The organism is Synechococcus sp. CS-1328 (assembly GCF_025128095.1).
In the GTDB taxonomy this organism is placed as follows: Bacteria; Cyanobacteriota; Cyanobacteriia; order PCC-6307; family Cyanobiaceae; genus CBW1002.
Genome location: NZ_JAHLYT010000006.1, coordinates 1 through 16880 on the forward strand (window position 1 = coordinate 1; position 16880 = coordinate 16880).

Here is a 16880-nt window from a genome sequence, read left to right on the forward strand (position 1 = left end):
CAAGTGGTGCGTTTGGTGATAAGAACGTCGGGACAGGAAAGGCGGTGAGTGTCAGCGGCGTCACGATCAGCGGCACTGATGCCAGGAACTACACGTTGCTGCAGCAGAGTGGCCTGAGTGCGAATATCACGCCGCGGGGCTTAGATGTTGAAATCCTGCCGCAGAGCAAAGTGTATGACGGCACGACAAGTGCAATGTTGAGGACGAGTGATTATCAGCTAATGGGCTTCGTTGGAGGTGAAGATGCCACGATCACCAATACTTCCGGAGCTTATGACAGCGCCAATGTGTTTGAAGCCGGCATCGTGACTGCCGCACTAGAAGGTGGGGATTTCAGCGCGGGTGATGGCACTTTACTTAGCAACTATCAACTGCCAGTTTTGGCTGAGGGAGTCGGAACAATTACGACTCGTTCACTATCGACTTGGCTTGGTAGCGAAGGCGGCCTTTGGAGTGACTCCTCTAATTGGGATGTTCTTCCTGCTTTCGGCAACGTCGATTCTGTCTTTATTGGAGCAGGTAGTGGATCAATTGTTTATGATTCCAGCGCCGGCTTTGTGTCGTTGCAGACTCTGAATATTGGGGGCAGTCTCAGTATCTCGAGCGGATCACTGGCAATTTCTGGAGCTACAGAGATATTGGGAGGGGGGTCTCTCAGCGTCTTGGCTGGTGTCTTCTCCACGGCTGAAGTACTGAATTCTGGAAATGTACGTCTAGCCTCTTCTGCAGCCTCGCTAGGTTCTATTACGAATAATGGGGGAGGCATTGTTGCTGATTCTGGCCTTCAGGTCACAAGCTTGAATCTGCTTGGAGGGACGGTGAGTGGGTCTGGCCCTCTCGCTGTGACAGATAGCTACTCACAGTCCGGAGGATTGATTAGTGGTTTTGATTCTGTCTCTATTAATCAGGCTAATGGTGATCTCAGCTTGACCGAAGGTGAGATCCTGGCCCCAGGTGGTTCCATTGCCTTGTACAGCAATTCAGGCTCACTGCTATTGGAGAGTATGTCGCTTGATGCTAGTGGCGCTGCCAATGGAGGCCTGATCACATTGGACGGTGCCAAAATTGATATTCTGAACAGTAATGTTAATACTTCTGGGGCCGATGATGGCGGAACGATTTTGATCGGTGGCGTGGCTTCGGGGGTGTTATTGCCTGATTCAGTCATAATTACGGATTCAAAATTGGTTGCAGACCCTCCGGCGGCGGGCGGAAACATCGCCATTAATGGCTCTGCCATTGACATCTCCAGCGCAGGTGGTGGGGGGACGGTTCTTAATATCTTTGGTAGCAGTGGAGGCAGCCTCACGATAGGATCTTCCCAGACCAATTCTATCTTCCTTGATTCATCAACATTGATTCAGTCTGGGCCTGGTGGATCAATCGTGTTCCTGGCTTCTTCTCCGGGTGGGATCGTCAATTCTTCCACGGTTGAAATTCTGGGTGGCTCTACCCCGTCAGTCCCTTCACCCCCAGTGGTTCCTCCTGTCTCGGTTGCGCCAGTGCCAACGCCAACGCCAACGCCACCAACACCAATCCCTGTTCCCCCTGCCTCACCGATCGCCCCGACGATCCCTCCAGTTGCCGTGCCACCTGGTTCACCTACGTCTTCCACTCCCAGCGTTCCTTCATTGCCACCGATTAGTTCAGATTTGTCTGCTGTTGCAATTGCCTTAAACTCTGTAATCAATCAGCCTCCAATTGCAGTCCAAGAGGCCGTGCCTCTCGTCGCAGCCATTGCTCCAGTGCCGCTGAATACTGATTTTCAGTTGGAGCGAGAGTCTCCGGTGAAAATCAGTCTTGATTCAAGTTCCTTCCTTTTTTCTGACGATCTTCTGCTATCGGCAACGATTGATGGCGATTTGCAGCCGAATCAGCTTGCAGATGGATCCATCCTGATTGATTTGCAAAGCGATGCTTTGCTTCGTGTTGGTGTCGATCAAGGGGAGCTTGCATTGGCCGGCGAGGCTGATATCTTGAGGGATGTTGAGATTGCAGATGACGGATCTTTTTTGATTGAGCTCAATAACGATGAGCTCTTTATCCAAGGGCTTGAGGCTGCAGGCATACGACTTGTTGAAACTGTTGGGAGCAGTGCAGCCTCAGAAGTGGCAATTATGGTTGATGGAGCAGTGTTGATTGATCTCCGATCTGACACCTTTCTTGGTCCTTTGGCGAGCCAGGATGAGTTGGCTTTGGTGGAGCAAGTAGGCGAGAGTTTTGACACTCTGATGAAAGAGGATGGTAGCGTAGTGATTGATCTGCGAAGCGAAGAACTTGTTGCTTTGGGCGATGACGAACGCGTTGAAACAATAGCCGCTGCTGATGCTATTCAAGATTCGGATCTACTCAGTGAGCGTGTTGGAGGGAGGGAGATCGCTGCGATTGTCAATGAAACAGGAGTTGCTACAATTCAGTTGGCAATGCTGCCGATCACAAGTTTAGAGGCTTCTCAAGCCTTCGCAGCGGGTGAACAAAATGCTTTGGATTTTACGGCCGCAAAACTTGGTTTGGGTCGTGGTGACCGTAGTACGCCCGTCACAGTTGAGGAGGTGCAGAGTGTTCTTCAGCAGGTTGCGCGAGCCACGAATTATTCCCCTTACAGACCGGCTGCCCTGCGATTGAGCTTTACAACGAATTCTTCAGAGCTTGCTTCTAGTGATACAGGTTTCCTGGATGTCACTTTGGTTCCGGCACAGGGTGAGGTGGTGGGTCGTCGCGTGGTTGTCAACACGCGCCAATTTGGCGACCAACTGAAGAAGCTCTATAGCCAGCTCGCCAAGCAGGAGTCGATGAATGTGGAAGATCCGCAGTCTCCTTCTCGTCAGCTTTATGACGTTTTGATTGCACCTGTGGCAAAGGAAATGAAGCAACTGGGTGTTACCACCCTGCTTTTGTCTGCAGATGCTGGGTTGCAGGCGATACCCTTTGCCGCCTTGCATGACGGCACGGCATACCTTGCCGAATCGATTGGCATGTCGTTGACTCCTTCCATTGGTTTAATGCCGTTGGATGTACCACCGGCCGGCTCCGATCATCGGCAGTTGCGGGCTGGTGCTTCCCAGTTTGAGGGCCTGGCTCCATTGCCGCTGGTGCCCCAGGAACTCGAGCGCCTCAGCCAGGCCAAGCAGGGGGATAGTTATCTCAATGCCCAGTTCAGTCCTCAAGTGTTATTGGAGCAGGCTGGAGATGCTTCCATCAAGCAGGTTCATGTGGCCACCCATGCGGAGTTTTTGCCTGGTGGACCATCGAAGTCTCGTCTCTTCACGGGGACTGGGCCGCTTAGCTTGGCCGAGTTCGCATTTTTGCGACAACGCCGCCAAGGGGAACCGCTGGAGCTGTTCAGTTTGAGTGCCTGCCGTACGGCCTTGGGGGATCGAGATAGCGAGCTTGGTTTTGCAGGCCTGGCACTGCAAGCAGGCTCCCGTAGTGCGATCGGTACGCTCTGGTATGTGGATGACGTCGCTACGTCTGCTTTCTTCGTGCAATTTTATCGATACCTTGATGCCGGTTTGCCAAAGGCGGAGGCGCTTCAGGCTGCTAAGCGGGATTTTGCGAGTGGAACAGTGAAGTTGCAGGGTGATCAAGTCGTAGGTGTTGATGGCGTGCCATTGCTATCCGGCCTTACCGCTGCACAGCAACGTCGTGTGGTGACAGGGATGCAACATCCTTACTTCTGGGGAGGGATTGGCCTGCTTGGTACTCCTTGGTGATGAAGCCTAAACAATATCTCGATAAAACTGCATTTGGCTGTAGTAAATAATGGTGATAATTTGTCAACAGACGATCAATGTGGCTTGCTTGGCTGCAGGGGGTATGGAATGTCGTGCAACTTGTTGGGTGAGTTGTCTGCTCTGGGTGCTGAGTCTTGAGCTTCGGCTTGGTTGTCGTGGGCGTCAAGCTGCCTTGTCTTGATAATTGGTTTCATTCTGGCTGTCGCGTTCGATTTACTGGGTTGCTGCTTGCATGTCCATCTAGTTTGGAATCGACAGCGGCATCTTCAGGCTTGTAGCATCGGCTGACTGGAGGGCTGTGAGGCTTGATCGTGCTGGCGGTGCGCGTAATCCGATGAGTGCTTATTCAGAAGCCTGATACTTTCGGGCCGCTCTGATCTTTTTTAAGAAGTCTGAAGCGTGGCTGGAGGTGCCAGGGCGCCTGGAGGCGGTGATTGGGGTCGCCGTGCCCCTGTGTGGGGCAATTCTGTTTTTTTGACCTAGCGTGGTTTTATCCAGTGTAGTAATGAGTTGTCGACCATGGGCAGCAGGGGGCGGCTGGCGCTGAATCGCCCTTGGGCGATTCCCGCTTTGGGTGTTCGGACAGGATGGGCTGTCTGGGGATGGAATGGCCAGACGTCTGTGTTGGGGCCGTTGACGTGGGGCTTGGGGCTTGCCGGCCTGAGCCTCACCAGCATGCTGCTGGGCGTAAGCCCTGCAGCAGCGGAGGTCAAAGGAGCGGCTGGGGTGAGGAGCCTGGGCACGGTGGTGAATGGCGTCAAAGACGGCAGCTGCAATGCTGGCCTGTGCGGTGTGAGTGGTGGCACGGGCGCTGGCAGCAACCTGTTTCATCGGTTTGGGTCATTCGATACGCGTGGCGGTATCACGGGAGTACGAATTGAATCGGGTGGATATAGCAATGTCATGGTGGGGGTGATTAATTCTCTGGGAAGTTTTATTGATAAGCCTGTTTCACTGAGCACCAAGGGGAATCTGTTCTGGTTGTCTCCTGGCGGGATCACGATCAGTGGATCCGGCGGCTTCCAGAATGTGCAGCATCTCAATCTCAGCACCGCCACGGGTCTGCGGATTGGATCCGGCCTGTTTGATGTGCTTGCAACAACGCCGGCCCAGGCGGCTCTGCTCAGTGGTGAGCCGCTGCGGGGAAGAGGTGGCTTGGTCACGGATCCCGCCACGCTGGCGGAGATGGGGCTGCTCTCCAACGGCGACATCTCGATCTCCGCTGGCTTGCTCACCGTGGATCAGGGGCTGCTGCTGGATGCGCAGGGTGGCAACCTCTTGCTCCAGGCCGCCGGACTCCAGGTACCTGGCGGATCGGTGGAGCTGGCCGGCCGCAGCGTCGATCTCACCGACAGCCGAGTGGATGTGAGCAGCACCACCGGCCTCGGCGGCAGCATCGCCATGAGCGGGGAGACGGTGAGCCTCAGCCGCAGTGTGCTCGATGCCAGCGGCGCCAGTGGTGGTGGATCGATCACCGTGGAAGCCGTACGCCAGGTGACCCTCCAGGACAGCGACCTGCTGGCCCGTGGTGGCGGAGGCAGTGTCGTGGAGGAGGAGGTCCCGGCAGTGGAACCTGGCGACACGACCGTTTCCGGGGCGGAGGAGCCGACCACCACTGCACCTGATGCTGAGGATGAGGTGTCCGGTCCTCCGCTGGATCCCCCGGCCGAGGCGTCTGGGGAGGATCCGGTCGCCACCGCCGAGGTGCCGCCGTCAGAGCCGAGCGCAACCGAGCCAGTTCCTGAGGCGGAGGCAGGCTCAGCGGAGACCGCCTCCATCCCCAGCTCCGATGCGGCGGAGCCCCTGCCCGTTTCCGTTTCGCCCGAACCCGAGGCGGTGGTACAGCCTGCCCCGATGCCTGAACGCAGGGTGTCCGGGGCCCTGGCGGCCGGTGAGCCCGCCGATGGGGGTTCGATTCGGATTATCGCCGAGGTGGTGCAGATCTCCGGCGGCACGATCGATGCTTCCGGCACCGATGGCAGTGGGCGAGTGACCCAGGTCGATGGCCTCACAGGCTCCTGGAGCTTGGAGACCGTGGCGCCCCGCGACCTCGCCCCCGAGGTTCCGGTAGCGCTGCAGGAGCCACAGGTGGGGAGCACCACGCTCGATCCCTTGCTGAGCGAGGCTTCACCGTCTGGTCCGGAGCTGGAGGGAAGTCTGGGGCCCATCGCTCCCCCACCGCCCTTGGATGCTGCTGTAGCGATCACGCAGCCCACTACGGCGCTGGTGGAGCCGTCCCCAGCCCCTCCCCGCGGCCACGGCGGAGCCGTGACGATCGAGGCCACCAGCGTGCTGCAGGGAGGGGCGATCACGACAGCCGGTGCCAGCGGCGGCAGTGTTTCGATCACTGCGCAGGACCTGGTGAGCGGCGCACCGATCCTGACCACGGGCATTGCCGGCACGGGGGGCTCCATCACCCTGGCGGCCGACCGTTCCTTCCTGCAGACCACCGGGTCCCTACTTGATGCCAGCGGCCTAGAGGGGGGCGGTTCGATCCGGGTGCAGGCCGGCACCGACCTGCTGGCCTCCGGCACTCTTCGGGCGGTGGGGGAAGGGGCCACTGCGGAGGGGGGGCTGATCGAGGTTTCCTCGGGCGAGAGGGTGTCCCTGCTGGGCGCCAGCCTGGATGCCAGTGGGGGGGGCGGGGGCGGCACCATCCACGTGGGTGGCGGCTTCCAGGGGGCGCCCCTGGAGGGGGGCGGTGCCAACGCCTCGGCCGTGCGGGTGAACGGTTACACCAGCCTCAAGGCCAATGCCCGCAGCAGCGGTGATGGCGGCACCGTGGTGGTGTGGTCGGAGCAGGCCACCGATTTCTATGGCTGGGCCGAAGCCCGTGGGGGCAGCCTCGGTGGTGATGGCGGCCTGATCGAGGTCTCGGGCCGCGACAGCCTCGTGTTCGGCGGCATGGCGGATGCCTCAGCTCCGGTGGGCACCGCAGGTTCGTTGTTGCTGGATCCGAAGAACATCATCATCGATGCCTCCGGTGTGGGGGGCTTCAGCTACAGCATCCAGAACATTCTGGCGCCTACCGGTGATGCGCAGGTCAACCTGATCGAAACCTTCCTCGGCAACAGCCGCATCCTGGTCAACGACCTCAACGCATCCTTCGGTGGTGCTTCGGGCGCGGCCTATTTCTTTGACGGCACCAGCAATGCCCTCCTGGCCACGCTGTTCGGCACGGCGGCCTTCGGTGAAGACGACACCATCCTCGGCTCAGGACTGGCCTCCAGCAAGCTGTTCCTGTTCACCCCCGAGGCGGATGTGGGCGGGGTGATTGATGCCGGTGCCCTCTCCTGGGTGGATCTCAATCCAGTGGGGGCCACCAGCCCCACGGTGCGCTTCTCCGATGGAACGTCCACGGCCGTGATTGGGACCGGAGTGTCGATCGTGGGGGGCAGCACCGGTGATTTCAACGGCTATTCGCTCAGTGGCGCCTACGCCGGCTACGACTTCGATCAGGGAAACTCCATCTATAACTATCTTCTGCTCACACCCTCCTGGGATCAGGGTGCCGTGGCGGATGCCGGCGCCGTGACCTGGATCCAGGGCAGCACCGGCCTGCTCTCGGGTGGCGCCACCGGTGCGGCGATCGGCACCAGCCATTCCCTGGTGGGCAGCTCCAGCGGCGACTTCACCGCGGTGTATCTGCGGGATCTGAGCAGCACCAACGACTACAACCGCCTGGTGCTCACGTCGCTGTGGGACAACGGTGCCGTGACCGATGCCGGTGCCCTCACCTGGATCAACGCCAGCACGGGGCTGTTGGCGGATGGGACTACCGGCGGGGCGATCGCGGCGAATCACTCACTGCTGAATACCGGCAGTGCGATCTACAACACCACAGACCCTTCCACTGGCCTGATCGACAACTCCAACCAGTGGTATACCGCCCGCGACGACTTCTCCCAGAGCTCCGGCTCACTTCTGGTCTACAGCGGCGGCTGGGATTCCGGTTCTGTCGTGGATGCCGGTGCCCTCACCTGGATGAATGGACGCACCGGTGGGATGGTGGATGGCAGTTCCGGTGGGGAGATTTCTTCGCTCAATTCCCTTGTGGGCAGCCAATCCGGAGATCTCCGCTGGCCTGATGCCCAAGCTTCTGACGATGCGGAAGCCTTTTATAATTATGGTTACCTCTACAGTGGCCAAGGCACGGTCCCCGGGGATGCGGGTCCGGTGCCCGTCTCCACGGTGTTGATCGGCCATTCCTACTGGGATAACGGCAGTGCCATCGATGCGGGCTTCGCTCTCTGGCTCAATCTGGATGCTTCCACCGGAGTGGGCCGTCTGGCGGATGGCAGGCCCGCAGCGGGTGTGATTGGCGCAGCCAATGCCTTGGTGGGCTCTTCCTCGTACGACTCCATTGGTGATTACTGGGAGACGCAGGGACTCTTTTATCGCTACAGCTCTCCCCTCGCTAGTGAACGCTTCCTCCTGACCAACCACCGGTGGGACAACGCCAACCTCGCCGATACCACCTCCGGTGTTGTGGCAGTGGATGCCGGCGCCGTGACCTGGCTCAATCCCCTCAACGGCACCCTCGCCGATGGCTCGCAGGCCTTCGGGGCGATCTCCAGTCGCACGTCCTTGGTGGGTACCAGCACGAACGATCTGATCGGATGGTCCCTCCAGCAGGTTCCCGTTCAACAGAGTTACGGCACCACCCCCAACGTTCTGATCACGGCGACCGGCTGGGATCGGGGCACGGTGCAAGATGCAGGCGCCCTGGTCTGGATCCGCGGCAGCGATGGCTCCCTGGCCCAGGACGCTGCTGCCACAACTCCGCCGCCGCTGGCGTTCGGCAACGTTTCGCCTGCCACGGCCCTGGTGGGCAGCTCCGCTGGAGATGGGGTGGGATCCGGCCTCAACTTCCTCTACGCGCCCTACGACATCGATCTGGGTGCCTATCCCACCCCCAACCTTCTGCTGGCCACCCCGGCCTGGGATAACGGCGCTGCGGTGGATGCCGGAGCGGTCACCTGGATCTCCATGGATACCGGCCGGCTCTCCAGTGGTGCAACGGCCCTCGGAGATCTTGGCAGCGTCAATTCCCTGGTGGGCTCCACGGCCGGTGATCAGATCGGTTCGCGGGTGGAGGCCGGCTATGCCTATCAGTACTACGCCCCGCAGAACGCCCTGATTGTGGCTCCGGGGTGGGATGCCGGTCCCTCAATTGTGGATGCGGGCTCGGTGACCTGGATCAGCGGCGACACCGGCAAGCTGGCTACGGGGGCCGACAGCTTCGGGCCCATCTTCTCCCTCACCTCCCTGGTGGGTTCCTCTTCCGGCGACCAGGTGGGAGCGGAGATCGCCCAACTCACGAGCTTCTACTCCTACGACGGGCGGGTGGCCGTGGCCCTGCGCACCCCCGGTTGGGACGCCAGCCCCACGGCCCAGGACGCAGGCGCCGTGACCTGGCTGGATGTGCGCAATGGAGCCCTCGCGGATGGTTCGCCAGCCGTGGGGGTCATCAGCGGGCGCAATTCCTTGGTGGGGCGCTCCACCGGTGATGCCGTGGGGGCCGATGTGGCTACCCAGGGGCTCAGCGATGGCTCTACTGGCCTGGCGCTTCTCTCTGGCAGTTGGGATAACCCGGAGACCGGTGCCGTGAACGCCGGTGCCTTCACCTGGCTGAATGGCGGCTCCGGGCAATTGGCCGATGGGGCCACACCGGCCCTGGGGGCGATCTCCAGCCAGAACTCCCTCGTGGGGACCAGTACGGGAGATGAGGTCGCTGCTCTGAACTACACCACGTCTCCGGGCATGCTCCTGCGGATGCCGTTCTGGAACAACACGGCGCTGGGAGCTACTGATGCAGGTGCCGTGGCCTGGGTCAACCTCTCGAATGGATTGCTGGCAGACGGCTCCACAGCCATTGGTGATGTCTCCAGTGCTAATGCGCTCGTTGGCAGCTCCACTGGCGACAATGTCGGAATTCAGGCTTTCCTCTGGTACGGGAATGCCTTGCTTGGAAGCCCCACCTGGGATGACCCCACCAGCCTTGTTCGGGATGTGGGGGCTCTGACGTGGATCAACGTTCCCAGCGGCCTTCGCAGTGATGGTGGCGCTCTGATTGGCCAGCTCGATAGTAGTAATTCCCTTGTGGGCAGTACCGCCGGGGACAAGGTTGGGACCTTCCTTTCCACCTCCACCTCAACCGCTGGTGCGGTGACCGAAGACACGCTCGTTCAGACCCCGCAGAGCAGTTCCTACTGGTTGCTCGGTACGCCCGATTTCGATGCCGGGGGCGTGGCAGATGCGGGTGCTGTGACCTTCCTGGATCTCTCGGGGGGGCGCCTGGCCGGTTCCCAGCTGATCGAAGGCCTGCTCAGCAGTGTCAATTCGCTGCTGGGGGCCAGCACAGGCGAGCGCTTTGGGGTGCTGGAGGTTGTAGGTACCGAAACCCAGCAGCAGGTCTACTTCGCCAACGGCGGACTTCTGCTGCACAGCCCAGGGTTTGATGCTGGAGCCGCGGCGGATGCCGGCGCCCTTGCCTGGATGCGTTACACCGATGGTCAGCTTGCCGATGGCAGCTTCGGTGGAACGCTTGGAACCACGACAGCGCTTTTGGGCACGACGGCAGGGGACACCACCGACTTCGGGGTGACCAATCTCTCCGGCAACAGCCTGGCCTTCTTCCCCCAATGGCACGACACCAGTGGCGCCGCCGTGGGCGCCCTTGCCTGGATCAGCGGGAGTAGTGGCGTGCTTGCCAACGGCAGTGGTGGGGCCGCGATTGGAGATGTGTCGCTCCGTGGCGCTGCCCTGAATGATTTCAGCGGTTATTCCACCTCCCTTCTGGGGGGCAATGCCCTGCTGTTCACCCCCGGCTGGGACAACGGGGCGGCCCAGCCGGATGCCGGCGCGGTGACCTGGATCAACATGGCCAATGGTCAGCTCGCCACTGCGCCCGGTGCTCCGCCACTCACCTCCGGCGTGTTGGGCTCTGCGGTGTCCCTGGTGGGTAGCCAGTCCGGCGACCTGGCGGATGTGAGCCTGCAGGGTGTGGGCTTCAACAGCGCTCTGTTACTCACCCCCAGCTGGGACCGCGGCGCCGTTGTGGATGTCGGCGCAGCCACCTGGATCCAGGCAGCCACGGGCCAGCTGGCGGGAGCCCAGGGTCCCGCCGTAGGAGCGATTGGCCCCGAACTCTCCCTGGTGGGTACCAGCAGCGGAGATTTCGCGTCGGCCTCGATTCGCTCCACCGGCAGCAATCAGCTCCTGTTCACTCCCCTCTGGGATGACGGCAGCCACCCGGATGTGGGCGCAGTGACCTGGATGAACGCGGCCACCGGCCTGTTCAGCGATGGATCCACAGCTGGAAGCATCGGCACGGCCCGTTCCCTGGTGGGATCCAGCAGTGGTGATTTCGCGGATGCTCTGCCGCTGGCCGCTGGCACGAATGCCCTGGTCTTCACGCCCGGGTGGGATCAGGGCTCCGTGGCGGATGCCGGTGCCATCACCTGGATCTCCTCGGAGACTGGCCTACTCAGCACCGGGGCCACCGGAGGGGCCATCGGCAGCTCCCTCTCGTTGCTGGGCACCACCAGCGGAGATCTGCTGGATCTGGATCTGCGCTCGCTGGCGGCGGGTCCAGTGCTGATCAGCAGCCCGCGCTGGAGCGACGGCACCCGAGTGGATGCTGGCGCCATCACGTGGATGGATGCCTCCAGCGGTCTGCTGGCTGATGGCAGCACGGGTGCCGTGATCGGTACGGCCAATTCCTTGCTGGGGACCGGTTACAAGCCGGGCGACAACACCGATCTGCGTTACGCGATCAATGAATTCTCCTATCCCACCTCGGATGGCACTGGTCACAGTCTTCTGATCTACAGCCAGTACTGGAATCCCGATTACAGCTCGGTGGCGTCTACTGATTCCGGCAATGGGGCTCTCACCTGGATGGATGCCCGCACGGGTTTGCTGCTGGATCGCAGCAGTGGCGGGGCGATTGGTTCGAGCAATTCCCTCGTGGGTTCTGTCGCGGCGGATTTCCAGCCGGAGCGAGATAGCTACTTTGATTCCTACAGCTACTTCTATGGCTACTACAACGCCAATGGACTCCCCTATACACCCTCTCGGATCTATGGCGAGTTCAACCTGATCCGTAGTGGCTCCAAGGTTCTGGTGCGTAATACTTTCCTTGACCAGGGTTCTCTGGTGGATGCCGGTGGCCTCACCTGGATCAACATGGAGACTGGTCGCTTGGGTGATGCACTCACCAGCGCCACGGGTGTGATTGGCTCTTCCAATTCCCTGGTGGGGAATGCGGCTGATCAGGCCTATGGCTCCCGTTTCCTTGGCCTCGCACCGCAGTTCGTCGACACCCAGCAGCTGAGTGGCTGGGCCCATGGCAGCGATCCCATTCCAGAACTGAATCGCATCGCGGTTCTCTCTGCCTCCTCCGGCCCGGTGGGCAGTGCCGATGCGGGGGCTGTGACCTGGGCGAATGTCCAGTCGGGCCAGTTGGCGAACGGTGCACCAATCCTGGGGACTGTTGGCAGCGCCAATTCCCTTGTGGGTACAACCAGTGGGGATCAAGTGGGCGTCCTCTATTCCCGCTTCCCGGGTGCCGCCTCTTCCTGGAATCTGGTGCTTGAGACCCCCAACTGGGATAACGGAGCCGCCAGCGATGCCGGAGCTGTGACCTGGCTGCAGGGCAATACCGGCCAGCTGGCGAGCGGCCAGGCGGCGGTGGGGCCGATCAGCAGCGCCAATTCCCTCGTGGGGAGCACCACCAACGACCGCATCGGGGAGACACGCCGCCTTCTGGGCCAGGTGCAATACGACTCCTACGGCGCCTATGGCTCGAGTGTGGCCTACATCAGCAGCACTTGGGATAGCGGAACTGCAGCGGATGCCGGCGCTGTGGTGTGGATCAACGGCGCCAACGGTCAACTCGCCAATGGTGCCGTGGCTGTGGGACCCGTCAGCAGCCAGAACGCTCTGGTGGGTCTGGCCAGTGGCGACCGCGTCGGCGCCGCCGCTGAGGATGTGGGCTATTACTACTCCCCATCCGGGGTGAATCTTCTCCTGCTCAGTGGTGACTGGGATAATGGCTCCCTGGTGGATGCCGGCGCCGTGACCTGGATCAATGGCGGCACGGGTCAGCTGATGGATGGAACCGCTGCGATCGGAGCGGTGAGTTCCACCTTCTCCCTGGTGGGATCCCAGGCTGGTGATCGGATTGGGGGCGACTATCTCTCCTTCGGTTCGATCTCTTCGAGTGGTGCGGGTCCCGCTTCCTCCTCCTATGGACGCAACATCCTGTTGATCTCCCCCGATTGGGACAACGGTGCCTTCGCGGATGCCGGCGCCGTCACCTGGATCAGTGGCTCCACCGGTCTGATGGTGGATGACACGGGAACGGGGGTTGTGAGCTCCACTAACTCCCTGATTGGCAATTCAAGCGGCGATCGGATCGGCTCCTCCGTGGTGAAGCTCTCCACGGATGGAAGCTCTGATCCCAATGCGTTTCTTGTGAATGGTCCCGGTGCCACCCCTCCGGGCACCGGCAATCCGCTCAATACCACTTCTGCAGACGAGAACCGCGTCGCCCAGCAGGTCACGATCGCGACCCGTCCGCCCCTCTCCGCTCTGCCCGATGCCAACGGCACCGGCACGAACAACGCCCTGCTGTTCGGTACCAGCTCCGGGGAGAACGTGACCATCCTGCCCTCTGCCATCACGTCGGTCACCAGCACCGGAACCGATGTGCTGCTGCAGGCCACGAACGACATCTTCCTGCGCTCCAATTCGCCGATCACGGCATCCGGTGGAGCTGCCGGGGCTCTCACCCTCCAGGCGGGGCGAAACATCACCCTCAATTCCAGCATCACCACCAGCAATGGCGATCTCTCCTTGCTTGCCAACGACGCTGCCGTGAACAGCGATCCAGCCAACCTCGCCAAGCGCGATCCAGGGCCGGGATCCATTCTTCAGCTCAGCGGCACCAGCATCAATGCTGGCAGCGGCACCGTCACGATGCGGGTTGGGGCCACGGCACCCGGGGCCGAGGCCGGCACCATCAGCCTCGCCCAGGTGTCTGCGGGAAGCATCGATCTTGCGGGACCCACGATCGGTCTTTCCGGTGCCAGCCTCACCTCCCGGGGAGGATCGATCCGGCTGGAAGCGGATGTGCTCTCCCTTGCCTCCAGCCGCATCGACGCCTCCGCATTTAGCGGCGATGGAGGCCATATCCAACTCGATGGCACATCGATGGTGATCGGGGGCAGTGTGCTCACCGCCTCCAGTACCGATGCCGCCGGTCGGGGGGGGCGGATCGATGTGGGATTGAATTCGGAATCGCGTCTTCCTGATCTCTCCATCACCACTTCAAATCTGTTGGCCCAGGGCGGCCTTGACGGCGGCTTGATCGGATTGGATGGCCACACGATCACCATCTCAGGCGGTGAGATCAACACCTCTGCCACGGGAACCGATCCTGCGGCCACAGGGGGGCGAATCCGGATTGGCCTGTATGACGATGGTGCCTCAATCACGGGCTACCTGCCGAACGTTGTGACACTGAACGATGCCACCTTGATCGCGGATCCTCCGGCAATCGGTGGCCTGCTCACCGTGAATGGAACCACGATCAATGTGAACCAATCGTTGTTCAACATCACCGGGACGAGTGGGGGCACGTTGTTGATCGGTTCCCCCTCCACCAATACGCTCGCTTTCGGTTCCGGAACGACGCAGTTGCTGGGTGGCACTGGCGCCAGTTACACCCTTCAGGGCACCACGATCTTCGGCTTCGGAAATGTACGCGGTCCTTCCGGGGCCACGATCCAGACCATTGGCCAGCTCGGCCCTGCCCCCACGCCGACGCCGACGCCGATTCCCACGCCTGTGCCGTTGCCCACGCCGACCCCCCTACCCACGCCCACTCCAGCGCCGGCACCCACTCCATCTCCTGGCCCTGCGCCCACACCCACTCCGATCCCGACACCCACTCCGATCCCCACGCCCACGCCGAGTCCAACACCAATCCCCAGCCCAACGCCGTCGTCCACGTCCCTGCTGGAGCAGGTGTTGATTGTTCAGTCGCTGATCAATCAGCCGCCAAGCACGGATCAGGAGGTGAACCCGTCTCTGGATGCGTCAGCGCCGTTGCCACTGGGAGCGGAGTTGGATGTCTCTGTGGAACAACCCATGCGCATCAGCCTGGAGACTAGCTCCTTTCTGTTCAGCGAGGAGCTGGCCCAGGCGCCGGGCTTGCTGAGTAATGCCTTGGTGGCTGAGTCGATCCTGGATGGCAGTCCGGATGCTGGAGACACGGGCAGCGATGTTCTGAATCAGGACCTTTTGTCGGCCTTGTCTTTTGCCCTTGAGTTTGAGCTGGATACGCTTGCTGATCTCCCGGCGCTTGCTCTGTTCGATCAGGAGGGACTGGCCCAAGCGGATCTGGCGTCTGATGATTTCAGTCGCTCCTTACTGGAGACGCGTGAGTTGGGATCCTCCAATGATTTCGCGAATGCCTTTCTGTTTGTCAACGAGATCGCCCAGCTCCCCGGCAGAATTTCGGACGTCTTCCTGAACCAGTCGATCCTGGATGGCCAGCTGGATGGCCAGCTGGATGCCACCGTCACGGCCACCGCCGGTGATACAGCACAGCAGAGCCTGTTTTCTGACCTTCCTTTCGCCACCGTGTTCGAGGTGGACGTTCAGACTGAGCTGCCGTCGATCGAACTGCAGGATGATGACCTGCTGGCCCGGGCGGATCTGGCGACGGATGATTTCAGCCGCTCGTTGTTGGAGGCCCAGAAGCTCCGCTCCGCAGATGTGGTCATCTCCATGCTCAATCTGCTCGATGGACTGGGATCTCCCCTGCAGCTGTCGGTGCTGCCGATGACCACGGCCCAGGCGATCCAATCCTTTCAGCAGGGTGAACAGCGCGCCTTCGATGACACGGCCGAGAAGCTTTCCCTGACGGGCGAACGCCGTGTCACCCCGCTCACCACGGAAGAGGTGCAAAGCGTGCTTCAGCAGGTACAGCGTGCCTCCAACTATGCGCCTTACAAGTTGGGAACCCTGCGGATGAGCTTCAGCCGAACCGCTGGTGCTGCTGGGGATGGAGATTTCATTGGAGACGGCTTCCTCGACATCACGCTGGTGCCGGCGGAGGGCACGGTGGTGGGTCGCCGCGTCACGGTGAATGCGGCTCAGTTCGGCGAGCAGCTGCGCCAGCTGTACGGACAACTGGCCAAGCAGGATTCGATGGATCTGGCCAATCCCCAGGCGCCGGCGCGACAGCTCTACGACGTGCTGATCCGGCCGATGGAGCAGGAGATCGAATCCCTTGGGCTCACGACGCTGCTGCTGTCGGCGGATGCGGGCTTGCAGGCGGTGCCGTTCGCGGCACTGCACGATGGCAAGCAGTACTTATCGGAACGCATCGGCATCGCCCTGACCCCGTCGATCGGGTTGATGCCGCTGGATGTGCCACCGGCGGGGGAGAAGAGTCAGCTGCGCACAGGTGCGTCGCACTTCCAGTCACTGGCGCCCCTGCCGCTGGTGCCTCAGGAGCTGGATCAATTGGCGTTGGCGATCCCAGGGCGCGCTTTCCTCAATGCGGCCTTCACACCCCAGCTGTTGCTGGAGAAGGCTGGTGATCCCGCCTTCCAGCAGGTGCACGTGGCCACCCATGCGGAGTTTCTGCCGGGCGGACCGGCCAAGGCACAGTTGTTCTCCGGCACGGGGCCGATGAGCCTGGCGGAGTTCTCCAGCCTGCGCCAGCGGCGCGAGGGCCTGCCGCTGGACCTGTTCACCCTCAGTGCCTGCCGTACGGCCCTTGGCGATAAGGACAGTGAACTGGGCTTTGCCGGCCTGGCCCTGCAGGCGGGATCCCGCAGTGCGATCGGCACGCTGTGGTACGTGGACGACGTGGCCACTTCCGCCTTCTTTGTGCAGTTCTATCGCTACCTCGATGCGGGCCTGCCGAAGGCGGAGGCGCTGCAGGCGACCCGCAAGGCCTTTGCCAGCGGTGCGGTGCGGCGGCAGGGGGATGGGGTGATCGGTGCCGATGGACAGGTGCTGCTCAGCGGCCTCACCGGGGCGCAACAGCGGCGCGTGGAGAATGGACTGATGCATCCTTACTTCTGGGGTGGGATGCAGTTGCTCGGTACTCCCTGGTAATCGCTG

At 61.4% G+C, this 16880-nt stretch carries 2 protein-coding genes; both read left to right on the top strand.

The features are described 5' to 3' along the window. Positions 1-3713, top strand: a 3713-nt coding sequence (locus KQ310_RS00580) for a CHAT domain-containing protein (RefSeq protein ID WP_399237284.1), incomplete at its 5' end; no start/stop codon positions are given. Between the two features lie 696 nt (positions 3714-4409). After that, a complete protein-coding gene (locus KQ310_RS00585; RefSeq protein ID WP_259719857.1) occupies positions 4410-16874 on the top strand; it encodes a CHAT domain-containing protein in 12465 nt (4154 codons plus the stop codon). Positions 16875-16880: the final 6 nt, after the last annotated feature.